This window comes from Simplicispira lacusdiani (assembly GCF_003604195.1).
Lineage (GTDB): Bacteria > Pseudomonadota > Gammaproteobacteria > Burkholderiales > Burkholderiaceae_C > Simplicispira > Simplicispira lacusdiani.
In genome coordinates this window covers 32,661-58,944 of sequence record NZ_QXGR01000011.1, presented here as the reverse complement: position 1 = coordinate 58,944, position 26,284 = coordinate 32,661, and the positions used below count along the sequence as shown (strand labels likewise).

General features: G+C 66.6%; 20 protein-coding genes, 1 tRNA gene and 2 pseudogenes. 11 read left to right on the top strand and 12 right to left on the bottom strand.

Going from position 1 to position 26,284, the window contains the following annotated elements; translation table 11 throughout:
* Positions 1-82: 82 nt before the first annotated feature.
* Positions 83-2,743: an alpha-ketoglutarate dehydrogenase gene (mdeB, locus tag D8S75_RS14600; RefSeq protein ID WP_119967084.1), complete on the top strand. Its 2,661-nt coding sequence runs from the start codon at positions 83-85 to the stop codon at positions 2,741-2,743.
* 135 nt (positions 2,744-2,878) lie between these two features.
* On the top strand, positions 2,879-3,112 hold the full coding sequence (locus D8S75_RS14595; RefSeq protein ID WP_119967083.1) for a hypothetical protein: 234 nt from the start codon (positions 2,879-2,881) through the stop codon (positions 3,110-3,112).
* Positions 3,113-3,258: 146 nt separating this feature from the next.
* Here D8S75_RS14595 and D8S75_RS14590 read toward each other — a convergent pair.
* From D8S75_RS14590 to D8S75_RS14545, 10 genes and pseudogenes are all read right to left on the bottom strand, one after another.
* Positions 3,259-3,486, bottom strand: a pseudogene (locus tag D8S75_RS14590) (zinc-dependent peptidase); the annotation flags it as partial.
* A gap of 78 nt (positions 3,487-3,564) precedes the next feature.
* On the bottom strand, positions 3,565-5,634 hold the full coding sequence (locus D8S75_RS14585; RefSeq protein WP_157982659.1) for an NHL repeat-containing protein: 2,070 nt from the start codon (positions 5,632-5,634) through the stop codon (positions 3,565-3,567).
* 307 nt (positions 5,635-5,941) lie between these two features.
* Positions 5,942-8,176, bottom strand: a complete 2,235-nt coding sequence (locus D8S75_RS17510; protein WP_157982658.1) for an NHL domain-containing protein — start codon at positions 8,174-8,176, stop codon at positions 5,942-5,944.
* 53 nt (positions 8,177-8,229) lie between these two features.
* Positions 8,230-10,440 carry an SBBP repeat-containing protein gene (locus D8S75_RS14575; RefSeq protein WP_157982657.1) on the bottom strand — a complete coding sequence of 737 codons (2,211 nt, stop codon included), beginning with the start codon at positions 10,438-10,440 and terminating at the stop codon, positions 8,230-8,232.
* 158 nt (positions 10,441-10,598) lie between these two features.
* Positions 10,599-11,432: a M90 family metallopeptidase gene (locus tag D8S75_RS14570; RefSeq protein ID WP_119967079.1), complete on the bottom strand. Its 834-nt coding sequence runs from the start codon at positions 11,430-11,432 to the stop codon at positions 10,599-10,601.
* A 5-nt stretch (positions 11,433-11,437) separates the two neighbouring features.
* The gene (locus tag D8S75_RS14565; protein ID WP_119967078.1) at positions 11,438-12,217 is read right to left on the bottom strand and encodes a UDP-2,3-diacylglucosamine diphosphatase; all 780 of its coding nucleotides are present in this window, start codon (positions 12,215-12,217) and stop codon (positions 11,438-11,440) included.
* Between the two features lie 16 nt (positions 12,218-12,233).
* Positions 12,234-12,740: a peptidylprolyl isomerase gene (locus D8S75_RS14560; RefSeq protein WP_119967077.1), complete on the bottom strand. Its 507-nt coding sequence runs from the start codon at positions 12,738-12,740 to the stop codon at positions 12,234-12,236.
* A 22-nt stretch (positions 12,741-12,762) separates the two neighbouring features.
* A complete protein-coding gene (locus D8S75_RS14555; RefSeq protein WP_119967076.1) occupies positions 12,763-13,344 on the bottom strand; it encodes a peptidylprolyl isomerase in 582 nt (193 codons plus the stop codon).
* The gene (locus D8S75_RS14550; protein ID WP_119967154.1) at positions 13,341-14,597 is read right to left on the bottom strand and encodes a L,D-transpeptidase family protein; all 1,257 of its coding nucleotides are present in this window, start codon (positions 14,595-14,597) and stop codon (positions 13,341-13,343) included. The genes D8S75_RS14555 and D8S75_RS14550 overlap by 4 nt, the downstream gene beginning before the upstream one ends.
* Before the next feature lie 103 nt (positions 14,598-14,700).
* The gene (locus D8S75_RS14545; protein ID WP_119967155.1) at positions 14,701-15,762 is read right to left on the bottom strand and encodes a L,D-transpeptidase Cds6 family protein; all 1,062 of its coding nucleotides are present in this window, start codon (positions 15,760-15,762) and stop codon (positions 14,701-14,703) included.
* A gap of 213 nt (positions 15,763-15,975) precedes the next feature.
* Here D8S75_RS14545 and cysS point away from each other — a divergent pair, with 213 nt between their 5' ends.
* From cysS to D8S75_RS14510, 7 genes are all read left to right on the top strand, one after another.
* Positions 15,976-17,352 carry a cysteine--tRNA ligase gene (gene cysS, locus D8S75_RS14540; RefSeq protein WP_119967075.1) on the top strand — a complete coding sequence of 459 codons (1,377 nt, stop codon included), beginning with the start codon at positions 15,976-15,978 and terminating at the stop codon, positions 17,350-17,352.
* A gap of 44 nt (positions 17,353-17,396) precedes the next feature.
* Positions 17,397-18,056 carry a DNA-3-methyladenine glycosylase family protein gene (locus tag D8S75_RS14535; protein WP_119967074.1) on the top strand — a complete coding sequence of 220 codons (660 nt, stop codon included), beginning with the start codon at positions 17,397-17,399 and terminating at the stop codon, positions 18,054-18,056.
* A 58-nt stretch (positions 18,057-18,114) separates the two neighbouring features.
* The gene (locus D8S75_RS14530) at positions 18,115-19,092 is read left to right on the top strand and encodes an acetyl-CoA carboxylase carboxyltransferase subunit alpha (RefSeq protein ID WP_119967153.1); all 978 of its coding nucleotides are present in this window, start codon (positions 18,115-18,117) and stop codon (positions 19,090-19,092) included.
* Between the two features lie 248 nt (positions 19,093-19,340).
* Complete coding sequence (tilS, locus tag D8S75_RS14525) at positions 19,341-20,291, top strand: tRNA lysidine(34) synthetase TilS (protein WP_119967073.1); 951 nt, start codon at positions 19,341-19,343, stop codon at positions 20,289-20,291.
* 92 nt (positions 20,292-20,383) lie between these two features.
* Complete coding sequence (locus tag D8S75_RS14520) at positions 20,384-21,652, top strand: aspartate kinase (RefSeq protein ID WP_119967072.1); 1,269 nt, start codon at positions 20,384-20,386, stop codon at positions 21,650-21,652.
* 39 nt (positions 21,653-21,691) lie between these two features.
* Positions 21,692-21,784, top strand: a tRNA-Ser gene (locus D8S75_RS14515).
* Positions 21,785-21,860: 76 nt separating this feature from the next.
* Positions 21,861-22,640 (top strand): crotonase/enoyl-CoA hydratase family protein, encoded by a 780-nt coding sequence (locus tag D8S75_RS14510; protein ID WP_119967071.1) that lies wholly within the window; start codon positions 21,861-21,863, stop codon positions 22,638-22,640.
* A 4-nt stretch (positions 22,641-22,644) separates the two neighbouring features.
* Here D8S75_RS14510 and D8S75_RS14505 read toward each other — a convergent pair whose 3' ends face one another.
* Entirely contained in the window at positions 22,645-23,814 is a 1,170-nt protein-coding gene (locus tag D8S75_RS14505; protein WP_157982656.1) for a TGL-type protein-glutamine gamma-glutamyltransferase, read from the bottom strand.
* Positions 23,815-24,009: 195 nt separating this feature from the next.
* Positions 24,010-24,429: an RNA-binding S4 domain-containing protein gene (locus D8S75_RS14500; RefSeq protein WP_119967069.1), complete on the bottom strand. Its 420-nt coding sequence runs from the start codon at positions 24,427-24,429 to the stop codon at positions 24,010-24,012.
* Positions 24,430-24,480: 51 nt separating this feature from the next.
* Here D8S75_RS14500 and D8S75_RS14495 point away from each other — a divergent pair, with 51 nt between their 5' ends.
* Positions 24,481-25,989, top strand: a complete 1,509-nt coding sequence (locus tag D8S75_RS14495; protein WP_119967068.1) for a sigma-54 interaction domain-containing protein — start codon at positions 24,481-24,483, stop codon at positions 25,987-25,989.
* Between the two features lie 160 nt (positions 25,990-26,149).
* Positions 26,150-26,284, top strand: a pseudogene (locus tag D8S75_RS17775) (ABC transporter permease); the annotation flags it as partial.

Genomic DNA, 26,284 nt, shown 5'->3' with positions numbered 1-26,284 from the left:
GGCGGCATGTCGTGCCGTGCGCCGGTGATTGTGCCCCCGAATCAGCAACCCATTTTTCTCGCACAGGAATAGAGTGGCAGCCATGAATGCACCCATGCCTTTTTCCGCCCTGGCACCCGCCGAGGGCTTTGTGGACACCGACCCCCAGGAAACCGCCGAGTGGCGCGACGCCTTTCTCGCCCTCGTGGCCACCGAGGGCCCCGAGCGCGCCCGCTTCGTGCTGGGCGAACTCGCGCGCCAGGCGCGCGAGCGGCAGGTCGGCTGGCATCCCGGCTTGAACACGCCGTATGTGAACACCGTGGCCGTGCAGGACCAGGGCGTGTTCCCCGGCGATCTGGCCGTGGAGGAGCGGCTGGCGTCCATCATGCGCTGGAACGCGCTGGCCATGGTGGTGCGCGCCAACCAGGCCTATGGCGAACTCGGCGGCCACATCGCCAGCTATGCCAGCGCGGCCGACCTGTTCGAGAGCGGCTTCAACCACTTCTTCCGCGCGCGCGAGGGCCTGGGCGCGGGCCAGCACCGGGGTGATCTGGTGTTCTTCCAGCCGCACAGCGCGCCGGGCGTGTATGCGCGCGCCTTCCTTGAAGGGCGCCTGTCTGAGCAGGACCTGATGCACTACCGCCAGGAAATCACCGCGCCCAGCGTGGGCGCGCGCGGCCTGAGCAGCTACCCGCACCCCTGGCTCATGCCCGACTTCTGGCAGTTCCCCACGGGTTCCATGGGCATCGGCCCCATCAGCAGCATCTACCACGCGCGCTTCATGCGCTACCTCACGCACCGCAACCTGCTCGACTGCGCGGGCCGCAAGGTGTGGGGCGTGTTCGGCGACGGCGAGATGGACGAGCCTGAATCGATGAGCGCGCTCACGCTGGCCGCGCGAGAGGGGCTGGACAACCTCGTCTGGGTGGTCAACTGCAACCTGCAGCGCCTGGACGGCCCGGTGCGCGGCAATGGCCGCATCATCGACGAGCTGGAGCGCCTGTTCGCCGGCGCGGGCTGGAACGTGGTCAAGCTCGTCTGGGGCAGCGACTGGGACGGCCTGTTCGCCCGCGACCTCACGGGCGCGCTGGTGCGCACGCTGGAGGGCACGGTCGATGGGCAAATGCAGACCTTCGCCGCCAAGGACGGGCGCTTCAACCGCGACAACTTCTTCGGCCAGAACCCCGAACTGGCCGCGCTGGCCCAGGGCATGACGGACGAGCAGATCGACCGCCTCAAGCGCGGCGGCCACGACCTGGTGAAGATCCACGCCGCCTATGCCGCGGCCAGCGCGCACAAGGGCCAGCCCACGGTGATCCTGGCCCACACCAAGAAGGGCTACGGCATGGGCCAGGCCGGCCAGGGCAAGATGACCACGCACAGCCAGAAGAAGCTGGACGACGGCGACCTGATCGAGTTCCGCAACCGCTTCAACCTGCCGCTCAGCGACGCGCAGGCCACGGGCCTGGCCTTCTACAAGCCGCAGGAGGACAGCGCCGAGATGCAGTACCTGCGCCGCCACCGCCAGGCTTTGGGCGGCTACCTGCCCCGGCGCGAGACGGTGTGCGACACGTTGCCCGTGCCGCCCCTCGCCAGCTACGCGCAGTTCGCGCTGGCGGCCGATGGCAAGGAAATGAGCACCACCATGGCCTTCGTGCGCATGCTGGGCACGCTGCTGAAAGATGGGCAACTCGGCCCCCGCATCGTGCCCATCGTGGCCGACGAGGCGCGCACCTTCGGCATGGCCAACCTGTTCAAGCAGGTTGGCATCTACAGCAGCGTGGGCCAGCGCTACGCGCCCGAGGACATCGGCTCGGTGCTGAGCTACCGCGAGGCGCTGGACGGCCAGATCTTGGAAGAAGGCATCAGCGAGGCCGGCGCCATCGCCAGCTGGACGGCGGCGGCGACGAGCTACAGCGTGCACGGCCTGGCCATGCTGCCGTTCTACATCTACTACTCCATGTTCGGCTTCCAGCGCGTGGGCGACGCCATCTGGGCCGCCGCCGACCAGCGTGCGCGCGGTTTCCTGCTGGGCGCCACCTCGGGCCGCACCACGCTGGGCGGCGAGGGCCTGCAGCACCAGGACGGCAGCAGCCACCTCGTGGCCGCCACCATCCCCAACTGCAAGGCCTACGACCCGGCCTTCGCGGGCGAGATGGCCGTCATCGTGGACGCCGGCATGCGCGAGATGGTGACCGAGCAGCGCGACGTTTTCTACTATGTCACGCTGATGAACGAGAACTACGCCCAGCCCGACCTGCCGCCCGGGGCGCATGAAGGGGTGTTGCGTGGGTGCTATCAATTAAAGAGCTATTCGCGCTTGATCGACGGGCGTGAAGTGCCTATTCCATCCCAAAAATCGGTGACCCTGCTGGGCTCGGGCGCCATCCTCACCGAGGTGCTCAAGGCCGCTGAACTGCTGGCCGCCGAGGGTGTGGATGTGACCGTGCTCAGCGTGACGAGCTGGAGCGAGCTGGCGCGTGACGGCGTGGCCTGCGAGCAGCGTGCCCTGGCCGGCGAGGCCGAGCCGGGCGTGCCGTGGCTGGCGCAGCAACTTGCTGGCACGCAGGGCCCGGTGATCGCCGCCACCGACTACGTTCGCGCCGTGCCGGAAACGGTGCGCGCCTTTGTCCCGCCTGGCCGCCGCTTCGTCACGCTGGGCACGGATGGCTTCGGGCGCAGCGATACCCGTGCGGCGCTGCGGCAGTTCTTTGGGGTCGATGCGGCGCACATTGCGCGCGTGGCACGCCAACTGCTGCCGTAGTGCGCACGGGGCGGCTCCCGCACCGAGGGAGCCGCCGCATGGCACCCTGCGGCCAACCACCAAGGCCGCCGTGATCGTCGATAGGTTCTTGTAAGGAGCTTTTTTACAATGACACAACCACTGCAAAAGAGCACCATGGCACCCGTCACCTGGAACCACCTACCGCCCATCACCTGGATCGCGACGCTGGACGGGCAGGAAGTCTGCACCATCAAGCGCAAAGACATCGGCGGCTGGACCGCCGGGTGGATGGGCGAGCGCTTGTGGCCGGCCCCCTCCCACTTGCCCAAGGCCATGCCGCAACCCACGCGGTTTTTCGGTACTTTGGAAGAGGCCAAGCTCGCGGTGGAGCAAGCACTGGCGGCGTGACGTGTGCACGGGCCTCCATCTGCTGGAGAGGCCCGTCCATTGCTTCCATTTTGATAGCTGGTAGCGCACGCCATCCGGCGCTACAGCCGGAAATCCATCAAATTTTTCTGGGACGATGCAAGCGCTCCCGGAAGCAGGTCGCGGCCTCATGGCCCGTCTGCGGGCCTGTTGAAGAAGGCATCCAGTACCGGCACCAGCCCCGGAAACTCCAGCGCGAAGCGCTCGCGGTTCACGAAATACGCCTCGCAGGCCACGGCGAAGAACTCGGTGGGCGAGGTGGCGCCGTAGGCGTCGAGCCAGGGCCAGTCGGCACCGAAGCGCTCGGCCTTGATGACGGCCTCCCGGAACTGGGCGTAAGCCGGTTCCGAGGCTGCTCATGCAGTGGGGGTGCCTGTGGGCGCCCCGGTGCTGATCGCTGAGCCGTGGGCCGAGCGGCCGCGCTAGCACCCTCATCACGGCAGCTTGACTGCTGCCACCGCGTGGGACGTGGATATGAAGAGGGTGGTGTCGCGCACCGCGATGCCCGTGGGTTCGTCGATAAGGCCTGGCAGGTCTCCCGCTGCAAATCCCTTGCCCCAGGGCTTGCCCACCAGTGTGCTGACCTGGCCATCGGCCCCGATCTTGCGCACGACCCGGTGGCGGGGATCGGTCACGTAGACATTGCCTTTGGCGTCCACTGCAAGGCTCGCAAGGGAGTCGGAGATCGCTGCACCCGTGTCGACGGCCAGAACGGCGGAGGACGCCGGGCCATCCACCAGCCCGGGGGGCATGTCCGCACGGCCTGCTACCGTGCTCACGATTCCCGCAGGCGTGATCTTGCGGATGGTGGGGCCGATGCCGGTGATGGAGTGGTAACGCCCGTCCACCACGTACAGATTCCCTGAAGGGTCCAGTGCCATGTTGCCCAGCGCGGAGAACAGGGCTGAACTGGCAGGGCCATCTGCGTGCCCGCGGGCATTGGGGCTACCAGCAAGCAGGCTGACGGCACCGGTCGGGCTGATCTTGAAAATGACCCCTTGCAGCGATGACGCATACAAGGTGCCCGCATCGTCGGAGACCAAGCCCGTGATACCGGGGAGCAGGAATGCCGGGAGGGCATCCAGCTGTGCGGTCAAATCCACAAAAACCGTGACGTTGCCCGCGGGCGTCGCTTTCAGGATGCTCTTGAAGCTGGTGGTGTAGAGGTTGCCTGCACCATCGACGGACAATGGCGCGGAGCCGCAAAAGGCAACTTCGTTGATCGAACCCGTGAGTTGCGTGCACGGGTTTTTTGCCCTGCCCAGCGTACTCACTCTGCCATCAGGCTGGATGGCCCGAATAGCACCGTTGTTGCGGTCGCGCACATACAGGAGGCCCGATTTGTCCACGGCCAGCGGCCCTGGGCTGTCGAACCGGACTGCGCTCCCGCTGCCGTCGGTCCAGCCTGGGCTGACCGGTGTTCCCACCCTCAGGTCGGCAGCACCCGTGCGGGTGTATCGGTAGATCATCGCGTAGGACTGAAACGTCCTGGAAGTTCCGCTTTCGGTGACGAGAAAGCGGCCCTCTGCGTCCACTACCAGACGCTTGGCCGAGCAGAAAGCGGGGGGCAGGCCCTCAGCGCCCCAGGCGCAATCCTGGGTGCTCCGCACGGTGGCGACCGAACCATCGGTTGCGATTTCACGAAGGGGGGTGCCGGCGTATTTGTCCAGCACGAACACCCGATTGGAACGGTCTACGGCAATGGCCTGCAGTTCGCCAAACTTGGCCGCAGACGCGGCCCCATCCACATGGCCCGCGTTGCTCTGGGCCACGGTGCCTGAGAGCACGATGGCCTGGCCGTCGGGCGTGTATTTGCGCACCACATGGTCGTTGGGGTCGGCGGCATACAGGGCACCCGTCGAATCTGTCGCCAACTGCACCGGGTAGTAGAACGAAGGGTTGTTGCGTCCTTGACCTGGGGTTGGGTACTGGCTGGCCTTGAACACCACGGTGCTGACCACACCGGCTGGCGTGATTTTGCGAATGGGGTTGCCCGTGGGCTCGGGGGGGAGCCCTTGTGTCGAGGGTGCCCACTCGGACACATAGATATTGCCATCCTTGTCCACGGCAATGCTGGTAGGGCTGCACAGTGTTGCTGCCGTGCCAGTGCCATCGGTATTGCCACACACACCCACCTTGCCGGCCAGCGTGGTGACGTTGCCGGATGCATCGATCTTGCGCACCACGTGGTTCCCCGCGTCCGCCACATAAGCGTTACCCGCTGCATTCACCGCCACTGCCAGTGGTGCGTTGAAGCGGGCCGCAGTGCCTGCGGCATCCAGGTAGCGCGTTTCTGTGCTGACCGCGTCGCTCCGCGTGGGGCCGCCGCCTGCCACCGTGGTGAGCTGCCCGGAGGGAGACAGTTTGCGAATGGTGTTGTTGCCGGGGTCCGCCATCAGAACATCGCCCGTGGGGGTGAGCGCCATACCGCCTGTTTCGACGCTGATCTTTGCAGAAGCCCCGGTGCCATCCTGGTTGCCCGGGCCATCGGTGCTGCCTGCCAACAAAGACAGGGCTGTGGCGGGTGGCGGGGGCGGGGCTGGTGTATCGCTGGAACCTCCGCCGCAGGATGCCAGCACTGGGATGGCCAGCGAGGCCAGCAGCCTCCAGTGGGCACCTTGCAGGGCGCATGGTTTGCTTTGCATAAAACCCCTCGAAAATTCCAACTCAGGATCGCAACTTGGCCGTCGGCCAGTTGAGAGCGCGTGTAGAGGGCAGCCAGGGCTGTGCCACGGGTGGAGCACGGCGGAGGCATGAAGTGTTCGCTGATCGCGCAGGCACTGCGGGCCCTTCATCGGATGTGTGTTGCGTTCACGGCAACTGAACTTGCACCACCGCGTTGGGTACCGAGATGTACAGCATGGAGTTGCGTACCGCGATACCTGCAGGGCGGTTGATGATGCCTGGCAAGGCACCTGCTGCAAAACCGTAACGCCATGCCTGCCCCACAGGCGTGCTGACCAAACCATCGGTGGCAATCTTGCGGATCACGCTGTTGACGGGGTCGGCGACATACACATTGCCTTTGTTGTCTACAGCAATGCTGGCGGTCTCGCCGGACAAGATGCTGCCCACCGTAAACAGTGCCGCTGCGCCAGCGCCATCTGCATAGCCGGGCGTGGCGTTGGGGTTGCCCGCCAGGGTGCTGACTAGTCCGGACGGCGTGATCTTGCGGATGGTGGGGCCCACTACCGTCGCCGTGTAAGACAGGCCATCGACGACATAGAGATTGCCAGCCGCATCGGTGGTCATGTGACCTGGCGCCGAAAATTTCGCCGCTATGCCTTGCCCATCGGCATGCCCCAATGTACCCACCTTGCCTGCGAACACCGTGGTTTCGCCCTTGGTGTCGATCTTGAAAATGGTGCCCTTGAGGGTGGACACATAGACGTTGCCTGTGCTATCGGCTGCAATGCCGGATGCGTTGTTGGGCATGAATATGTAATTGGGCGCCGTCAGCAGCGGCGTCAGGTCCGCCAGGAGCGTGGCCTGGCAGTCCCTCATCTTGAAGACGCGCTCCTCATTGACGGTGTAGAGGTTCCCGGCGCCGTCGGTGGCCAGCGGGCCGTTGTTGAATCGCAGGGACCCGCTGGTGGGACCCGATAGAGCCAGGAACTCGCTGGCCATGCCGGTGACTGCCGTGCAATGCCCGCCCGGCTTGCCCAGGGTGCGCACCAGACCGTCTGTCTGCACCGTGCGGATGGCGCCGTTGCCGTTGTCGCGCACATACAGAGCCCCCGATGGATTGAAGGCCAGAGCGCCTGGCCTGTCGAATCGTGCACTGCTGCCTTGCCCGTCATCAGCACCCTCGGCAGAAGGCGTTCCGGCGACCACGGTGGAGGCGCCTTGTGGCGTGTAGCTGCGCAACTGGGTGTACTTATAGGAGCCACCGTGGTAACCATATTCGGCCACGAGGAACTCGCCATTGGCTTTGACAACCATCTGGTTCGCGGTGCACAGGGTCCCTGGGGGACCCGCAACAATGCCATTTGGAATGGGGCAGGACTGCGCACGAACAAGGGTCGTTGCGGTCCCATCGCTGCCAATCCGCCGGATGGTCGGATGGCCAGAATTGTCAGGCCCCAGCACGTGCAGACGATTCGCGGCGTCGAATGCAATGGCTAGGAAAGTGCGGAACTTCGCGGCAGAGGCCTCGCCATCGGTATCGCCTTCATTGTTGAGGGCCGGTTTGCCAGATACCACGGTGGCTTGGCCGTTGGCGGTGTACTTGCGGATCACATGGTCGTTGGGGTCCGCCGCAAAGAGCGTTCCCGCCGAGTCAATCGCCAAATGCACGGGATAGTAATTGGGGATCGGGCCCCAAGGAGTGGGTATCCCGCCGGCGTACAGGCTGGCTTTGCCGATGAACGTACTTACTTCACCGGCAGCGGTGATCTTGCGGATGGGGTTTTCCGTGGCGGAGCCTTGTGAGACATACACGGTACCCGCCTTGTCCACGGCGATGCTGGCGGGGTTGCAGAAAGTCGCGGCGTCACCAACACCGTTCTGGCTGCCACACACGCCCGCTTTCCCGGCCAGGGTCGTGACGACTCCAGACGTGCTGATTTTGCGCACCAGGTGGTTCTGGGTATCGGCGACATAGGTGTTCCCCGCTGCGTCAACGGCAACCGCCTTGGGGCTGTAGAACCGAGCTGCAGAGCCGCTTCCGTCGGCATGGTTGGTGCTGCCTGAAGGCTCCATCGCACCGCCGCCTGCCAAGGTGGTGACTTGCTCTTGGTCGGCGCTGAGTTTGCGTATCCGGTGGCCATCCGCAATGACCACCTCGCCTGAACTCGTCACTGCCATGCCGCCCAGACTGAGGCTGAAGCGAGCGGCGGTGAGCGCGGCACCATCCTGGTTGCCGGCTCCATCGGTATTGCCGGCAAGGAGAGACAAGGGCGTGGCGGGAGCTGAAGGATTGGGCGGAGTCGTGGGTGTTTCGGCCGAACCGCTGGAGCCGCCCCCACAGGCTGTAAGTATCGGAATCACCAATGCGGCAAGAAGGCTGATACGTTGCAGTCGATCGTTGGGCGCAATGTCTGGCATAGGACTCTCGGTTGTGGTTTGGCTTTTTAGCGCAACAGTGTTAAGCGCATGCTTCAAGGCAGTTTGATCTGCACGACAGCGTGGGCCATGGAGACGTACAGCGTGGAGTCCCGCACGACCGCCCCCATCGGCCGGTTCAGCATGCCGGGTAGTTCTCCCGCTGCAAAGCCATAGCGCCCTTGCTGGCCCGCCAGCGTGCTCACCTGTCCATCGGCGACCGCGATCTTGCGGACCACGCTGTTGAATGGATCGGTGACATATACATTGCCCTTGGCATCCACCGCCAGGTGGGCGGTGGGCCAGCGGTTGGGTTCAGCGACCGTGAGCTGCGCGACGGTGCGTGGGCCATCGACCAATGCGGGCGCGGTGTCTGCCCTGCCTGCCAAGGTGGTGACCACACCGGCGGGCGTGATCTTGCGGATCGTTGGGCCCACGTTCTGGTCGTGGTAATTGCCTGCATCGATCACATACAGGTTGTCCGCTGCATCTGTGGCCATACTGCCAAGGTAGCCGAACCGGGCTACGCTGCCTGGCCCGTCTGCATGTCCCGTGTTCCGCAGGCTGCCTGCAAAGACGGTGACGTCCCCTTTGGGATTGATCTTGAAGATAGCGCCGCTCGATTCCGCTGCTGCATAGACATTGCCAGCGCTGTCCACGGTGATGCCGCTGATGAAGGAACTGCTTGCTGTTGGCAGGTTGACCAAGGCATTGAGGTCGGCCATGAATGCGACATCTCCTGCCGCAGTGATTTTGGCGATGCGGGCCCCCATGGGCACATAGAGGTTTTCAGTGCTGTCCGTTGCCAGCAGAGAGACAAACGGAAAACTCACGTCGTTGACTCTGCCAGCGAAACCGAGAGGGAAGGGCTTGCCTGGGGTGCCCAGGGTGCGTGCCGTCCCGTCTGGTGAGACTGCGCGAATCACATGATTTTCAGAATCCGCAATGTACAGGGTGCCGGTCTTGCCCATGGCCAGGCCCACGGGGTGGCTAAAACGCGCTGCAGAGCCCATGCCATCTTGAAGACCTACGCCAGAAAGCATGCCAGCCATCACAGTGGGCGTGGCGTCATTGGGCGCGTACTTGCGGATCAGGGTGTAGGGCCCGCTAAGCGGTGATGTTTTCGTGAAGCCCGTTTCATTCACGATCAGGTTGCCCGCTGTGTCCACTGCCAAATCTGTCGCGGCACAGAGGCCGTGGCCCGGCGTGGAATATGTGCTGCAGGCAGGTGATTGCACTACCGTAGAGACCGAACCATCGACGCCAATCTGGCGAATTCTCTTGTTGCTGCCATTGCCGTCCAGCACGAAGAGTCGGCCCTGATGGTCCAGGGCAATGGCGTCCATGCTGCCAAACTTGGCAACCGATGCGGCTCCGTCGGCATAGCCCACGATGTCTTCGGTCACCGTGCCGGACAGGACGGTCGACGTGCCGTCCGGGTTGAACTTGCGGACCACATGGTCGTTGGGGTCGGCGGTGTAGATCGTCCCAGTGGTGTCCACTGCCACACGCACGGGAAGGTAGTAATAGATGTACTGACCCCCTGAAAAATGCGTTCGACTGGGAACTTGGCTGGCCTTGGTGGTGACGGTGCTGACTACCCCAGAGGGTGTGATTTTACGGATGGGATTGCCGCCACCAGCGTGAAGCCATTCCGTCACGTACACGTTGCCCGCACGATCCACGGCGATGCTGGAGGGGCGATAGAACGTTGCTGCCTGGCCTGAACCATCGGTATTGCCGGAGACGCCTGGCTGGCCCGCCAGTGTTGTCGTGGTGCCTGCAGTGTCGATTTTGCGCACCACGTTGTTGACTGTGTCAGCCACATAGGTGTTGCCCAAGGCGTCCACCGCCACGGCCTCGGGGGCGCTGAACTTGGCTGTAGGCCCCGTCCCGTCTGCATGGTTGGTGGTCAGGGCGCTCGAAATGTCAAACGGCGTCACTCCTCCGCCAGCCAGTGTGCTGACCTGTCCAGTGGTCGACAGCTTGCGTATCGCGTTGTTGCTGGTGTCAGCGATGACCACATCCCCTGCCGGTGAAACAGCCAAACCACGCACCAGCCTGCCGAGCCGCGCGGCCGTGGCGGTGCCATCTTGGTTGCCGAGGCCATCTGTGCTTCCCGCAAAAAGCGATAAGGCGGTTGTGGGCGGGGGAGGCTGCACAGGCGCGTCAGAAGAGTTGCCCCCGCAGGCAGACAATGCCAAAAAGGCGATGATGGAGGGCAGCAGCGCATGCGCAGGCTGGATTTTGAGAACAGTGTTTTGCACGAAAATATCCCTGTTTCCGGGGAGGCGCACGGTTCCCCTGGGCCGCAAAATGCCGGGTCAGTGTAGCTTTGGCCATGTGCCGCAAAACGTAAGCAAAAGAAAAAACGCTGTTACCAAAAACCGCAGAGAAATACGCGGGGGGAAACAATGGCGTGCGGCTAGGAAGTGGAACTGTGGTCGTTTCTAAAAAACGCATCCAGTACCGGCACCAGCCCCGGAAACTCCAGCGCGAAGCGCTCGCGGTTCACGAAATACGCCTCACAGGCCACGGCGAAGAACTCGGTGAGCGAGGTGGCGCCGTAGGCGTCGAGCCAGGGCCAGTCGGCACCGAAGCGCTCGGCCTTGATGACGGCCTCCCGGAACTGGGCGTAAGCAGGTTCCCAGGCGGCCCACCAGGCCGCGTAGGCTGCGCGCCCGCCGCTGGTGCCCATGAAACCCGCAGGTAGCGGCGGACAGCCATTGGCGTGGCCGCTCTTCATGTCGAGCTTATGCACGAACTCATGCACCACCACGTTGGCGCCTTGTTCTGCGCTGCGGCCTGCGTCCTGCACATGCTGCCAGCTCAGCATGACGGGGCCGCGCTCCATGGCCTCGCCGGCCAGGACCTCGGTGTAGTGGTGCACCACGCCGGCCTCGTCGCGGCTCTCGCGCCGGGCCACGGCTTCGCCGGGGTGGACGACGATGGTCACGAAGTCGTCGTACCAGCCCAGGGCCTCGCGCGGCTCGCCCCAGTGCAGCAGCGGCAGGCAGGCCTGGGCGGCGATGTCGATGGCCATGGCGTCTGTCACTTCCAGGCCGTGCGCGCCGTGGAACTGCTTGCCGTTGAGGAACAGGGCGCTGAGCGCGCGCAGCTTGGCCTGGTCGGGCAGGCTCAAGGCGGCGAGGAAGGGGTGGCGCCGCAGGGTTGCCAGCCAGCGTTCGGCCGGGATGTCGGGCACGGGGGCGAGGGTGGTGCGCAAGCGGTTGCGCAGGCGGTTCCAGAAGGCGGGCATCGCCGTCACATGGGGGCGATGGCGATGCGTTCCAAGCCCTGGGGCGTGAGGCGCAGCACATCGGCGCGCGGCGGCTGCGCGGCGGCATCCCAATCGCTGAGCACTACGCGGGCGAGGCCGGGGGCCAGGGCGTGTTCGGCAGGGCGGTGGGTGTGGCCGTGGATCAGGGTGCTGGCGCCGGCGGCTTGCAGCCAGGCGATGGCGGCGGGACCGTCCACGTCGGCATATACGGCGCCAGAGCGCTTGTGCGCCTCGCTTTGCTGGCGGATGCCGCGTGCCTGCTGGCGGCGCTGCACCAGGGGCCGGGCCAGGAACTGCGCTTGCCATTCGGCGCTGCGCGCCTGCAGGCGAAAGCGCTGGTAGTCCACATCGTCCAGGCACAGCAGGTCGCCGTGGCTCAGCACGAAGCGCCGGCCGCCGAAGCCGAGCACGGTGGGGTCCTGCAGGCCGGTGATGCCGCAGTGGCGCAGGAAGGCCGGTCCGGCCAGGAAGTCGCGGTTGCCGTGCATGAAGAACACCGGCAGGCGTTGCGCGGCGGCCTGCAGCGCGGCGCAGGCCTCGGCCTCGAAGCTGCCGGCTTCCGCGATGGCATCGTCGCCGACCCAGACCTCGAACAGGTCGCCCAGGATGAAGAGGGCATCGGCCTTGGTGGTGGCCAGATAGTGCTCGAAAGCGGCTACCGTGGCAGGCTCGCTGGCCTGCAGGTGCAGGTCCGAAATGAAATCGACCGTGCGCCAGTGCGAGGGAGCGGCAAGCTCCTCGAACCGGGGCACGGTCGGGGTCACGGGAAGCGCCGTGGAATCAGAGGGCCACGGCCTTCTCGATCACCACGTCGTCCTTAGGCACGTCGTCGTGGAAGCCCTTGCGGCCGGTCTTGACGGCCTTGATCTTGTCCACCACCTCGGTGCCCGCAACCACCTTGCCGAACACGGCATAGCCCCAGCCCTGTGCCGTGGGGGAGGTGTGGTTCAGGAAGCCGTTGTCGGCCACGTTGATGAAGAACTGCGCCGTGGCCGAGTGCGGGTCGCTGGTGCGGGCCATGGCCACGGTGTAGTTGGCGTTCTTCAGGCCGTTCTTGGCTTCGTTCTCGATCGGCGCGTCGGTGTTCTTCTGGTTCATGCCGGGCTCGAAGCCGCCGCCCTGGACCATGAAGCCGGGGATCACGCGATGGAAGATGGTGTTGTTGTAGTGGCCCTTGTTCACATAGGAGAGGAAGTTCTCGGTGGACTTGGGGGCTTTCTCGGCGTCGAGTTCGAGGGTGATGACACCGTAGCCGGTGATGTGCAGTTCGACCTGGGGGTTGCTCATGGCGTGTTCCTTCAAGAATGGGTTACTTCACCAGCGTGGCGGAGGTGATGGTGACGGTGGTGGTGGGCACGTTCTGGAACGGGCCTTTGTTGCCCGTGGCCACGCCCTTGATCTTGTCCACCACCTCGGTGCCCGAGACCACCTTGCCGAACACGGCGTAGCCGTGGCCGTCGGGCTGGGGGGCGTTGAGCATGGCATTGTCCTTCACATTGATGAAGAACTGCGCCGTGGCGGAATGGGGGTTGCCGGTGCGCGCCATGGCGATGGTGTAGGTGTCGTTCTTCAGGCCGTTGGCGGCCTCCAGCGGGATCGGCGCCTTGGTGGGCTTTTGCTGCATGTCGGCGGTGAAGCCGCCGCCCTGGATCATGAAACCGTCGATCACGCGGTGGAAGATGGTGCCGTCGTAGTGCTTGTCGGCCACGTACTGCAGGAAGTTCTCCACCGTCTTGGGGGCCTTGGCGGGGTTGAGTTCGACCACGATGTCGCCCATGCTGGTGGCGAGCTTCACCTTTGGGGCATCTTGCGCCTGGGCGGGGGCGACAAAAACCATAGTTGCCAGCGCAATGCCAACAAGGCCAAAAGCCGAATTTCTTCTGGAAATCATCCAATCACTCCTTCGAAAAATATCTGCCAGCGGTTGCCCCGGCGGGTCCAGAACTGGCGCTTGACGGGACCGGTCTGGGCGCCATCGGCGACTTCGCCAAACGTCACGACCATCGTGTCCACGGTATCGGTCCAGCGCAGGTACGACTTGTCCTTGAGCTGGATCTCGCGGCCGCGCAGCGCGCGCGCCTCGGCCTGCAGCACGCCGGCCCATTCGGTCAAGGGCTTTTTCTTGTGGCCCTGGAATTCAGGCGCGTAGAAGCCCAGCAGGCGCTGCATGTCGCCCTCGGTCTTGGCGCTGCGCCAGGCATCGAGCACGGCCTCGAACGACTGGCGCTCGGCCTGGATGCTGTGTGGTTGCACCCACTGGAGCTGGCGCGCGATGACCACCGGGGTCGAGCGCGGCTCCACGGTGCGCAGCAGGCGCTCCAGGTCGGGGTTGGACAGCACCACGCAGCCGTCGGTGGCCTGCGGCGCGCGCGCGAACTGGCCGGGTGGCGTGCCGTGCAGCCAGATGCCGCTGCCGGTCTTGCCGCGCAGCTGGTCGAGCGCGTTGGGGTAGCTGATGGGCAGCGCGCCCGAGCCGTAGAAGTCGCGCAGCGAGGCCGGGTCGAGGCGGCTGGTGATGAAGTACACGCCCAGCGGCGTGCGCTGGTCGCCCTCGACGACCTTCTCGATACCCAGCTTGCCCACCGAAGCGTAGTAGTCGGCCACCAGGCGCAGGCCCTTGGAAGTGTTCTCGAACAGGTACAGGCGCGAGAGCGCCGCATCGACCGCGATGGCGTGGCGGTAGCGTGGCGCCAACTCCAGGAACTGCGACGGAACGCTGTTTTCAGTGGGCCGCGCGCGCTGCGCCACCACGCGCTGGCGCGATTCGGTGCGCAGCTCCTCCAGCACCGTGGCACTGGACGGCGTGCTGGCGGCCGTGGGCGCGGGCACGTCGCCCAGGCGTTGCAACGGCCGGGTGCGGGCCGAGAGCAGGTCGCCCAGCGCCAGTTGCGCCAGCTGGAAATTGGGGTAGTCGCGCACCAGCCGCTCGGCGCTGGCCAGGGCCTCGCGCGTGCGGCCTTCGCCGGTGAGCTGGAAGACTTGCAGCAGGCGCTCCTCGGCCTGGCCGTCGCGCAGCGGCGCCATGGCGGCGGCCGGGACCGTGCTGGCGGCGCGGCGGGCCTTGTTCTTGCCCTTGCTCTTGCTGCCCTGGGCCAGCGCGGGCCCGGCCAGCAGCGCGGCCACCAGCAGGCCCAGCAGTGCCATGCGGCCATGGGCGGTGCGGCGCGTGGTCTGGCGTGGCTTCAAGGACGGTGCGGGGCGGCCCGCGGGGGACGCTGGATGGAACACGTTACGGTGCGGCAGGCCGTCAGCCCCCGGTCGATTCGCGCACGATGGTCCAGCGGCCCTGGTGCTGCACCAGGTCCAGCGTCTTGCGGCTGGAGACGTTGAGCGTGTCGGCGCTGTAGGCCTGCTGGAAGCGGGCCGTGGCCTTGTTGCCGTTGACGGTGACCTGGAGGTCGGAGAGCTTCACGCTGATGCGGTTCTTGCCGACGATGCGCGATTCGCGCTCTTTTTCCCAGGCGGCGCGGCTTTGGCGGCCCGGGGGCGTGAATTCCTTGCCATAGGCGCCCAGGTAGCCCTTCATGTCCTTGGCGGCCCAGGCGGCGGCCCAGGCCTGGATTGCGGCGGTGACTTCCTGCACGGCGGCGTCGCTGGCCACGGGCTTGGCGGGCGCGGGTTCCGGCGCGGGTGCGGGAGCCGGCGCCACGGCAGGGGCGGGCGCCGGAGCCGGTGCGGGCTTGGCGGCCGGCGCTGGGGCAGGTGCGGGCGCCGGGGCGGCCGGAGCCGGTGCGGGTGCCGCGGCCGGAGCGGCGGCGGCCGGGCGCGCGCCGCGTGTGCCGGTCTCGGCGGTGAACAGGTCGCGGATCAGCGCCAGCTTGGGCTTGACCGAGTTGGCGTTGGCGCCATCGAGCTGCAGGGCCTTGCTGTAGGCCTGGCTGGCGAGCTTGGCGTAGATGTCGCCCAGGTTCTCGTGCGCCGTGGCGTAGCTGGGGTTGGTGCGGATGGCCATTTCCAGCGCGGCGCGGGACTTGTCGAGCTGGTTCTGGCTGGCGTAGATCACGGCCAGGTTGTTGTAGGGCTCGGGCAGCTCGGGGAATTCTTCCGTCAACTTGGTGAAGGTGACGATGGCGTCGTTCTGTTTGCCCGCATCGGCCTGGGCCACGCCGCGCAGGAAGCGCAATTGCGGGTCGCGCGGGGCGACCGAGAGCCGCTGATCGGCCTTGGCGAGGGCTTCGGCGGGCTTGCCGGCCTTGAGCAGCTGGGTGATTTCAGCGTAGTCATTGGCCTGGGCCAGACCCGTACCCACGAGTGCCGTCAGGGCCAGCAGGCGCAGGATTCGGGGGAGGGTGCGGCGGACTTGCTTCATGGGCATGCGGTGTTGTTGGGCAGCGTCGTACCCGGGCCGGGCTTATACTGCGGCGGATTGTAGCTGAGGGGGTGTCATGACAGTGTGCTGTTGCCGCTGCTGATTGTGCCGGCGTCCGGCGCCGGGCGCGCCCCCGCTTCCGGGGCGCCGCTCCCCAAGCTGCCGGGTGAACCTGCTTTGCCCATCCCCCCCGTTTTCCGTGACTGACATTCCATGAGTTTGCGTATCTACAACACGCTGTCGCGTGCCTTGGAGGAGTTTTCCCCGCTCGAACCCGGCCATGTGCGCATGTACGTGTGCGGCATGACCGTGTACGACCTGTGCCACCTGGGGCATGCGCGCTCCATGGTGGCCTTCGACGTGGTGCAGCGCTGGCTGCGCGCCAGCGGTTATGCCGTGACCTACGTGCGCAACATCACCGACATCGACGACAAGATCATCAAGCGCGCCGTGGAGAACGGCGAGACCATCCGTGGTCTGACCGACCGCATGATCGCCGCGCTGCACCAGGACGCCGACGCCCTGGGCATCCAGCGCCCCGACCATGAACCGCGCGCCACCGAATACGTGCCGCAAATGCTGGCCATGATCGGCCAGCTCGAAGGCAAGGGCCTGGCCTACCAGGCCGGCAATGGCGACGTGAACTACGCCGTGCGCAAGTTCCCCGGCTACGGCAAGCTCTCGGGCAAGTCGCTCGACGAGCTGCAGGCCGGCGAGCGCGTGGCCGTGCAGGAGGGCAAGGATGATCCGCTCGACTTCGTGCTCTGGAAGAGCGCCAAGCCCGCCGAGCCCGCCGAGGTGAAATGGCCCAGCGCCTGGGGCGAGGGCCGCCCGGGCTGGCACATCGAATGCTCGGCCATGGGCTGCGAACTGCTGGGCAAGAGCTTCGATATCCACGGTGGCGGGGCCGACCTGCAGTTCCCGCACCACGAGAACGAGATCGCCCAGAGCGAGGGCGCCAACGGCCAGCCGTTCGCGCGCTACTGGATGCACAACGGCTTCATCAACGTGGACAACGAGAAGATGTCCAAGAGCCTGGGCAACTTCTTCACTATCCGCGACGTGCTGAAAGAGTACGACGCCGAGACGGTGCGCTTCTTCGTCGTGCGCAGCCACTACCGCAGCCCGCTGAACTACAGCGACATGCATCTCGACGACGCCCGCGCCGCGCTCAAGCGCCTGTACACGGCGCTCTCGCTCGTGGCGCCCGCCGAGGTCGCCATCGACTGGGCGGAGCCCCATGCCGCGCGATTCAAGGCCGCCATGGACGAGGATTTCGGCACGCCCGAGGCCGTGGCCGTGCTGTTCGAGCTGGCGGGCGAGGTCAACCGCAGCAAGTCGGCGCAGGCCGCCGGCCTGCTCAAGGCGCTGGGCGGTTGCCTGGGCCTGCTGCAGGGCGACCCCCAGGCCTTCCTGCAGGCCGGTGCCGGTTTTGACGAGGCCGCCATCCAGGCGCAGATCGCCGCGCGCGCCGCCGCCAAGGCAGCGAAGGACTTCGCCGAGGCCGACCGCATCCGCCAGGCGCTGCTGGGCCAGGGCATCGTGCTCAAGGATTCGCCCACGGGCACCACCTGGGAAGCGGCTCAGTGATGGTCTTTAAGAAAAATCGGCCTTCGAGGCAGGCGGGGTAAGCGATGCCAGCTACTAAAAAGATAGCTGTCGAGGCGTCCGGCCCGGCCTCGCCCGGTTATTGGGCCGAGGCCTGCAAGCACCTGATGAAGAAGGATCGGGTGATGAAGCGCCTGATCCCGCAGTACGGTGACGCCGCCCTGCAGACGCGCGGCGACGCCTTCGGCACGCTGGCGCGCAGCATCGTGGGCCAGCAGATCTCGGTGAAGGCCGCGCAGACGGTGTGGGATCGCTTCGCCGCGCTGCCGCGCGCCATGACGCCGGCGGCGGTGCTCAAGCTCAAGATCGACGACATGCGCGCCGCCGGCCTGTCGGCGCGCAAGGTCGAATACCTGGTGGACCTGGCCCTGCACTTCGACGCCGGCAAGCTGCATGTGGACGGCTGGCACGGCATGGAGGACGAGGCCATCATCGCCGAGCTGGTGGCCATCCGCGGCATCGGCCGCTGGACGGCCGAGATGTTCCTCATCTTCCACCTGATGCGGCCCAATGTGCTGCCGCTGGACGACGTGGGACTGATCAACGGCATCAGCCAGAACTATTTTTCCGGCGACCCGGTCAGCCGCAGCGACGCCCGCGAGGTCGCCGAGGCCTGGAAGCCCTGGTGCAGCGTCGCCACTTGGTATATTTGGCGCTCGCTGGACCCGCTGCCGGTGACCTACTGACCGGCCGAACGCGCGTTGCCGCGACCATTTGATGCGCCTGGCGCACAAGGAGAACAACTTGGCGAAAAAGACATTCCTGGATTTCGAGAACCCGATCGCCGAACTCGAATCCAAAATCGAAGAACTGCGCTACGTGCAGACGGAAAGCGCGGTCGACATCTCGGACGAGATCGACCAGCTCAGCAAGAAGAGCCAGCAGCTCACCAAGGACATCTATTCCGACCTGTCGCCCTGGCAGATCACCAAGATCGCGCGCCACCCCGAGCGTCCCTACACGCTCGACTATGTGCGCGACCTGTTCACCGACTTTGTCGAGATGCACGGCGACCGGCATTTCTCCGACGACAAATCCATCGTCGGCGGCCTGGCCCGCTTCAACGGCCATGCCTGCATGGTGCTGGGCCACCAGAAAGGCCGCGACACCAAGGAGCGCGCGCTGCGCAACTTCGGCATGACGCGCCCCGAGGGCTACCGCAAGGCGCTGCGCCTGATGAAAACGGCCGAGAAGTTCAAGCTGCCCGTGTTCACCTTCGTGGACACGCCCGGCGCCTTCCCCGGCATCGACGCCGAGGAGCGCGGCCAGTCCGAGGCCATCGGCCGCAACATCTACGAGATGGCGCAGCTCGAAGTGCCCATCATCACCACCATCATCGGCGAGGGCGGCTCGGGCGGCGCGCTGGCGCTCTCCGTGGCCGACCAGGTGCTGATGCTGCAGTACTCCGTGTACTCCGTCATCAGCCCCGAGGGCTGCGCCTCCATCCTCTGGAAGACCAGCGACAAGGCCCAGGAGGCCGCCGAGGCCCTGGGCATCACGGCCCACCGCCTCAAGGCGCTGGGCCTGGTGGACAAGATTGTCAGCGAGCCGGTGGGCGGCGCACACCGCGACCCCAAACAGATGTCGTCCCTGCTCAAGCGCGCCCTGGGCGACGCTTTCCGCCAGGTGGCCGACCTCAAGACCAAGGATTTGCTGGAACGCCGCTACGAGCGCCTGCAGAGCTACGGCCGCTTCACCGACACCAAGGCCGACAGCCGCTGACCGTTCACGGCTTGCCTGCAGACCACGGCCCCGCATGGGGCCGTTGTGCTTTGGAGCCTGTTTGCGGTTTTTTCATGGGGGACGCTGCCCCGCAAAAGCAGCGTCTGCGGCGTTGCATGCCTCGGCGGGCCACCAGCCGGGCTGTGGTTTGCTGCCATGCGCACCCCCATGAAAAGAGCGCACACAGGCTCTTGGGGCGCGACAATCGGCGCCATGCCCTCCTGCCCTGACCGCCGCGAAAGCCGCGCATGACCCTGTCCTTCGACGCCGCCCTGCAGGCCTTCGCCCCCCGGCTGCCGCTGGCCGTGGGCCTGAGCGGCGGCGCCGACTCCACCGCGCTGCTGCTGGGCTGCGCCGCGCGCTGGCCCGGCCAGGTGCGGGCCATCCACGTGCACCACGGGCTGCAGAGCGCGGCCGGTGCCTTCGAGCGCCACTGCGTGGACCTGTGCGCGCGCCTGGGTGTGCCGCTGCAGGTGCAGCGCGTGGACGCGCGCCATGCCCCCGGCCAGAGCCCCGAGGACGCCGCTCGCATTGCCCGTTACAAGGCTTTTGCGGTTGCAGCGCAGGCGGAATCAGCGCAAGGTGCTATTCAATCAATAGCATTGGCGCAACACGCCGACGACCAGGTCGAGACCCTGCTGCTCGCCCTGTCACGCGGCGCGGGCGTGGCCGGGCTGGCCGCCATGCCGGCCTTCTGGCAGCGCGATGGGCTGGACTGGCACCGCCCGCTGCTGGCCGTGCCCGGTGCCGAGCTGCGCGACTGGCTGCGCGCGCGTGGCCAGGCCTGGGTGGAAGACCCGAGCAACCAGGACGAGCGCTACACGCGCAACCGCATCCGCGCACGCCTGCTGCCGGCGCTGGAGGCCGCGTTTCCGCAGTTCCGCGACACCTTCGCGCGCAGCGCCCGCCATGCCGCGCAGGCCAGCGAGCTGCTCGAAGACCTGGCCCGGCAGGACCTGGCCGAGGTGGGTGACCCGCCCCGCATCGCGGGGCTGCAACAGCTCGGCAGGGCGCGCCAGGCCAATGTGCTGCGCCACTGGCTGCGCCAGGCGCACCAGACCACGCCGTCGAGCGCGCAGCTCGATGCGCTGCAAGCGCAGATCGCCGCCTGCGCCACGCGCGGCCACCGCATCCACCTCAAGGTGGGGCGCGGCTTCGTCGAGCGCGAGGGGCTGGTGTTGCGTTGGTACAATCCCTAGGTTTTGGCCCCTACACGCACGAAAGCCGGCGGCGCCCCCAAAACAGTGTCCACCCCGCGCCGCGTGCACCGGTTTCGTCACCAAGCTATCCCATGCCATTGATCGTTCACAAATACGGCGGCACCTCGATGGGTTCGCCCGAGCGCATCCGCAACGTCGCCAAGCGCGTGGCCAAATGGGCGCGCGCCGGCCACCAGATGGTCGTGGTGCCCAGCGCCATGAGCGGCGAGACCAACCGCCTGCTGGCCCTGGCCAAGGAACTGGCGCCCTCGCGCGCCTCGTCGGCCTACCACCGCGAGCTCGACATGCTGGCCGCCACGGGCGAGCAGGCCTCGTCGGCGCTGCTGGCCATCGCGTTGCAGGCCGAGGGCATGGAATCCGTCAGCTATGCCGGCTGGCAGGTGCCGATCCGCACCGACAGCAGCTACACCAAAGCGCGCATCGAATCCATCGACGACCAGCGCGTGCGGGCCGACCTGGCCGCCGGCAAGGTGGTCATCGTCACGGGGTTCCAGGGCATCGACGAGCACGGCCACATCACCACGCTGGGCCGTGGCGGTTCCGACACCTCGGCCGTGGCCGTGGCGGCCGCGATGAAGGCCGACGAGTGCCTGATCTACACCGACGTCGATGGTGTCTACACCACCGACCCGCGCGTGGCGCCCGCCGCCCGCCGCCTGACCACGGTGAGCTTCGAGGAAATGCTGGAAATGGCCAGCCTGGGCAGCAAGGTGCTGCAGATCCGCTCGGTCGAATTCGCCGGCAAGTACAAGGTGCCCATGCGCGTGCTTTCCAGCTTCACGCCCTGGGACATCGACATCAACGAAGAAGCCAAGTCCGGCACGCTGATCACTTTTGAGGAAGACGAAAAAATGGAACAAGCCGTCGTATCCGGCATCGCCTTCAACCGCGATGAAGCCAAGGTTTCCGTGCTCGGCGTGCCCGACACCCCCGGCATCGCCTACCGCATCCTGGGCCCCGTGGCCGATGCGAACATCGAAGTCGACGTCATCATCCAGAACCTCAGCAAGGATGGCAAGACCGACTTCAGCTTCACCGTGCACCGCAACGACCATGCGCGCACGGTCGAATTGCTCAAGGAAAAGGTCCTGCCCGCGCTGGGCGCCCAGGACGTCGTGGGCGACGCCAAGATCTGCAAGGTCAGCATCGTCGGCATCGGCATGCGCAGCCATGTGGGCGTGGCCAGCACCATGTTCCGCGTGCTGAGCGAGGAAGGCATCAACATCCAGATGATCTCTACCTCCGAAATCAAGACCTCCGTCGTCATCGACGAGAAGTACCTCGAACTGGCCGTGCGCGCCCTGCACACCGCCTTCGACCTGGACAAGCCCGCCGAGTGAAAAAGGGCCTCAATCTGAGGCATAATAGCGGGATTGACTGGAAACGTGACCGAGTGGCCGAAGGTGCTCCCCTGCTAAGGGAGTATGGGGTGTAGAGCCTCATCGAGGGTTCGAATCCCTCCGTTTCCGCCAAACAAGCAAAAAGCGCCCACCGGGCGCTTTTTTGTTTTTGGCCGCTAGCATGGAGCCTCTTCAAAGGGAGGCAGCCATGGACACCGTGCACTGGAGCGAGAGCGAAGCGGTCTGCACCATCACCATCGACCGGCCGGCATGCCGCAACGCAGTGGACCGGCCCACGGCCGAGGCGCTGGGCGATCTGTACCGGCGTTTCGAACGCAGTGCGCACCTGAAGGTGGCGGTGCTCACGGGCGCGGGCGGGCATTTCTGCGCCGGTGCCGATCTGGGCGCCATCGCGGACCCGGCGCGGTGCAACGAGCTGGACCCGCAGGGCCTGGGCAGCGGGCCGATGGGGCCCACGCGCCTGGCGCTGTCCAAGCCGTTGATCGTCGCCATCGAGGGCTATGCCGTGGCCGGTGGTTTGGAGCTGGCGTTGCAGGCCGATCTGCGCGTGGCCGCCGAGGACGCCGTGCTGGGCGTGTTCTGCCGCCGCTGGGGCGTGCCGCTGATCGATGGCGGCACGGTGCGCCTGCCGCGCATCGTGGGCATGGGGCGGGCGCTGGACCTCATCCTCACGGGCCGCGAGGTGTCCGCCGCCGAGGCGCAGTCCATGGGGCTGGTCAACCGCGTGGTGGCGCCGGGCATGGCCCTGGAGGCGGCCCAACGGCTGGCCGGCCAGATCGCCGCGTTTCCCCAGGCCTGCATGCTCGTCGACCGGGCGAGCGTCTATGCGCAGTGGGACCTGCCGCTGGCCGAGGCGCTGCGACAGGAGGGTGTGCATGGCGTGCCCATCGTGGCGCGGGAAGGGCGGCAAGGGGCCGCGCGCTTTGCCGGTGGCGCGGGGCGCCACGGTCGGCCGGACGGGGGCTGATTGATCAGGAGGCGGCGGCGAAGTCGGGCAGCGGCAGATCGCTGTCTTCCATGGAGACGCCGCGGGGATGCTCCCGCGTGGTGTCGATGCAGCCGCCTTCCGCGTACACCCCCTGCGGATCGCGCATGCGCAGCATCCGCTGCATGATCCAGCGGGCTTTCTCGGGATCCTGCAGGGTGCCCTGGCATTGGCGTTCGACACGGGCTTCATCGATCTGCAGCTCTCCCTGCGCGTCCGCATGCACGCCGTCACGCCAGTGGTAGATCTCCAGGCATTTGGCTTCCAGTGTGTAGGGGCGCTCCCTTTGCCAGAAGTTGCTGAACAGGCCGCCACCCATGTAGATCACCCATGACCCCTCGTAGCCCGTGACGTTGGATGAATGTTCATCCGGGTTCCGAAACCAAACCCGGTCGCCCGGCACGTAGTAGCGGGGTGGGAGCGGCTCGTCCATGCGGCCTTCCTCGACCAGGAACACCTCGTGGAACTGGCCCGAGCGGATGGCATGGACCGTGTTGACTTCCTGGAGCCGGGCCAGCAGGCCGGGATGGTGTTCCCGCGCTTCCAGCGCGATGCCGAGCAGGATCACGTATTCCGTGGCGCGGTAGCAGGAAAAATCATAGAGCTTGCCCGTGGCATCGGGCTGCGTTGCGCAGGTCAGCGCCTCGATCAGGCAGCGCCCGGGCTGCAGCAGGAAACCGTGTTCTTCATCGTAGTGCCAGTAGGCGGCGGGGCGCTCGGCGGCGGCGGTCTTGAAGGCCAGGGCGGTCTTGCGCGCCGCCTCGGCGATGTGGCGGCGCACGCGGATCGCCGAAGCCAGCGCCGCGACGCTGGGGAAAGTGAAGCCCGTGGGGCTGGCCAGCATGGCGACGAGGATCTCGCGCTCCAGATCCTGGCGTGGGTTGGCCGGGCCGGTGGGGTGCAGACGGCCCTGCAGGCCCAGGGTGTCGTGTCCCGGCAGCCAGTCCGCCAGCACCTGGGGGCGCAGGGTGCATTCGAGCCGCTGCCCCTGCACGGTTTGCACGGGCGCGCAGTGGGTTTGTTCCTCCAGGGCGTGGTGCACCAGCAGGACGGACAGCTCCTGCTGGTGCCGGCGCATCGAGGCCGCATCGGCGCAGGCCAACTGCACTCCGTGGACGAGGGCGCCTGTTTCCGCGTTCGCCTCTGCTCTGTACATGCCGTCTCCTCCCAAACCCGGTTGCAGGGGTGGCCAGCGACAGCGGCGTTCAGGTGCCGCATGTTGCTGGCTTCCTTTTTTGTGCGGGTCATTACAGCATGCATTAACCCTTTGTGTGCAAAGGGTAAACGAGATGTCGTAGCGCTTTGTCTGGTGCCTTGGGCGGGGCGGCCTCCGCCATGGCGGGCCAGGGGCTCAGTCGTCGATGGAGGCGCTCCAGCGGCTGCCCCAGTCGCGCGCGCGGTCGATGTCGCGGCGGTCGCGTTTGGTGGGGCGGCCTTCCTGCAAGGTGGCGGCCGGCTCGGGAGCCAAGCGGCGCAGTTCCTGGGCCTTCTCGCGCGCGGCGATGCTTTCGGCCGTTTCTTCGTAGAGTTGCTGAGCCACGGGGGCCGGGCCGCGCATGTTGCTCAGCGCCCGCACGACCACGGTGCGCGGCACCTGGCCCTGGCGCAGGGCCACGGTGTCGCCGGGGCGCACATCGCGCGAGGCCTTGATGGCCAGGCCATTGATGGTGACGCGGCCCTTGCCGATTTCCTCGGCTGCCAGGCCGCGTGTCTTGTAGAAGCGGGCGCACCACAGCCACTTGTCGATGCGCATGGACTCCAGGGTATTCATGGGGGCATTGTGCCGCGCGGCGCCGGGGCCTGCGCGCTACCATCACGGCCCATGCCAGACTCTACCGATCCGATCCCAGCCTTGCCGCTGGATGCCCAGGGCATCCTGGAGCTTGCGGCACGGTCGATGTTCCAGCTGTTCTCCAGCGTCAGCCAGGGCATGTTCCTGGTGGACCTGCGCGGCCGCATCGTCTGGGTGAACGAGGGCTACCAGCGCTTCTTTCCCGACCTGGGTCTGACCTCGGTGGACCAGTTCGTCGGCCGCACGGTGGAGGAGGTGATTCCGAACACCGGCATGCGCCGCGTGCTGGAGACCGGCCAGCCCGTGCTGATCGATCTGCTCACCAACAGGGCCGGCACCTTCGTGGTCAGCCGCATTCCGCTGCGCGACGACGCGGGCAAGGTGATCGGCGCCATCGGCATCGTGCTGTTCGACCACCCCGAGACCACGCTGCAGCCGCTCATCAGCAAGTTCGCGCTGCTGCAGCGCGACCTGGATGACGCGCGCCGCGAGCTGGCGGCGCAGCGCAGCCAGCAGTTGCGCGGCGCGGGCGCGGGTGACCGGCGCACCAAGTACACCTTCGCCAGCTTCGTCGGCTCCAGCCCGGCCGCCACCGAGGTCAAGCGCCAGGCGCGCCGGGCCGCGCAATCGGCCAGCCCGGTGCTGCTGCTGGGCGAAACGGGCACCGGCAAGGAGCTGCTGGCCCATGCCATCCATGCGGCGTCGAACCGCGCCAGCGGCCCCTTCGTGGGCGTGAACATCGCCGCCGTGCCCGACACGCTGCTGGAGGCCGAGTTCTTCGGCGTGGCCCCCGGCGCTTACACCGGCGCCGACCGCAAGGGGCGCGACGGCAAGTTCAAGCTCGCCGACGGTGGCACGCTGTTCCTCGACGAAATCGGCGACATGCCCGCCAGCCTGCAGGCCAAGCTGTTGCGTGCGCTGCAAGAGGGCGAGATCGAGCCCTTGGGCAGCAACCAGCTCGTGCCCTTCGACGTGCGCGTGGTCGCCGCCACCTCGCGCGACCTGCCGGCATTGGTGCGCGAGGGGCGTTTCCGCGAAGACCTGTTCTACCGCCTGCACGTGCTGCCGGTGCGCGTGCCGCCGCTGCGTGAGCGCCCCGGCGACATCCCCGCGCTGGTGGAGGTGTTGGGCGAAGACCTGGCCCTGCGCAACGGCACGGCGCCGCCCGAGCTGCTGCCCGATGCCCTGGCGCTGCTGGCCGGCCAGCCCTGGCGCGGCAACATCCGCGAGCTGCGCAACGTGCTGGAGCAGGCCGCCATGCGCAGCGATTCGCAATCCATCGACGCCGAGCAGCTGCGCATGATCCTGCGCGAGGCGGGCGTGGAGCCGGCGGCTCCGGTGCCCGAAGCCACCGTCACCGGCGGCGCGGCCCCGGGACAGGACAGCCTGCTGCGCCCCCTGGCCGTGCAGGTGGCCGAGCTGGAGCGCCGAGCCATCGCCGCAGCCATGGCGGCCCACGGCGGCAACAAGCTCGCCACCGCGCGCCAGCTCGGCATCTCGCGCGCGACGCTCTACGGCAGGCTGGAAAACCCTGAGTAAAAACCAGGCAACTGTCCGCAAATCAGCCATTTGGGCTGACTGAAAACTGGACAGATGGGCCGCGTGTCGCCCTGGAGGGGGCGCTGGAGCGCCTTGAATCTTGGAAGAAGGTGTTGGCACGCTAACTGCAACATCTGCTCACAACTTCCGGAGACAACCCATGCAAAGACGCTCCCTGGCCGTGCTGGCCCTGGCAGCTGCCACCTGCTCTTTTCCTGCCCTGGGCCAGACGGGCGAGATCCGCATCGCCCACGTCTACAGCAAGACCGGCCCGCTGGAGGCCTATGGCAAGCAG

Excerpts from the sequence above, each read along its gene's own strand:
- D8S75_RS14555 (WP_119967076.1), bottom strand. The coding sequence starts at position 13,344 with ATGATTTCCAGAAGAAATTCGGCTTTTGGCCTTGTTGGCATTGCGCTG.
- D8S75_RS14510 (WP_119967071.1), top strand. The coding sequence starts at position 21,861 with ATGGACACCGTGCACTGGAGCGAGAGCGAAGCGGTCTGCACCATCACC.
- D8S75_RS14550 (WP_119967154.1), bottom strand. The coding sequence starts at position 14,597 with ATGGCACTGCTGGGCCTGCTGGTGGCCGCGCTGCTGGCCGGGCCCGCG.
- D8S75_RS14545 (WP_119967155.1), bottom strand. The coding sequence starts at position 15,762 with ATGAAGCAAGTCCGCCGCACCCTCCCCCGAATCCTGCGCCTGCTGGCC.
- mdeB (WP_119967084.1), top strand. The coding sequence starts at position 83 with ATGAATGCACCCATGCCTTTTTCCGCCCTGGCACCCGCCGAGGGCTTT.
- D8S75_RS17510 (WP_157982658.1), bottom strand. The coding sequence starts at position 8,176 with ATGCCAGACATTGCGCCCAACGATCGACTGCAACGTATCAGCCTTCTT.
- D8S75_RS14495 (WP_119967068.1), top strand. The coding sequence starts at position 24,481 with ATGCCAGACTCTACCGATCCGATCCCAGCCTTGCCGCTGGATGCCCAG.
- tilS (WP_119967073.1), top strand. The coding sequence starts at position 19,341 with ATGACCCTGTCCTTCGACGCCGCCCTGCAGGCCTTCGCCCCCCGGCTG.
- D8S75_RS14560 (WP_119967077.1), bottom strand. The coding sequence starts at position 12,740 with ATGAGCAACCCCCAGGTCGAACTGCACATCACCGGCTACGGTGTCATC.
- D8S75_RS14535 (WP_119967074.1), top strand. The coding sequence starts at position 17,397 with ATGCCAGCTACTAAAAAGATAGCTGTCGAGGCGTCCGGCCCGGCCTCG.
- cysS (WP_119967075.1), top strand. The coding sequence starts at position 15,976 with ATGAGTTTGCGTATCTACAACACGCTGTCGCGTGCCTTGGAGGAGTTT.
- D8S75_RS14520 (WP_119967072.1), top strand. The coding sequence starts at position 20,384 with ATGCCATTGATCGTTCACAAATACGGCGGCACCTCGATGGGTTCGCCC.
- D8S75_RS14570 (WP_119967079.1), bottom strand. The coding sequence starts at position 11,432 with ATGCCCGCCTTCTGGAACCGCCTGCGCAACCGCTTGCGCACCACCCTC.
- D8S75_RS14595 (WP_119967083.1), top strand. The coding sequence starts at position 2,879 with ATGGCACCCGTCACCTGGAACCACCTACCGCCCATCACCTGGATCGCG.
- D8S75_RS14505 (WP_157982656.1), bottom strand. The coding sequence starts at position 23,814 with ATGTACAGAGCAGAGGCGAACGCGGAAACAGGCGCCCTCGTCCACGGA.
- D8S75_RS14500 (WP_119967069.1), bottom strand. The coding sequence starts at position 24,429 with ATGAATACCCTGGAGTCCATGCGCATCGACAAGTGGCTGTGGTGCGCC.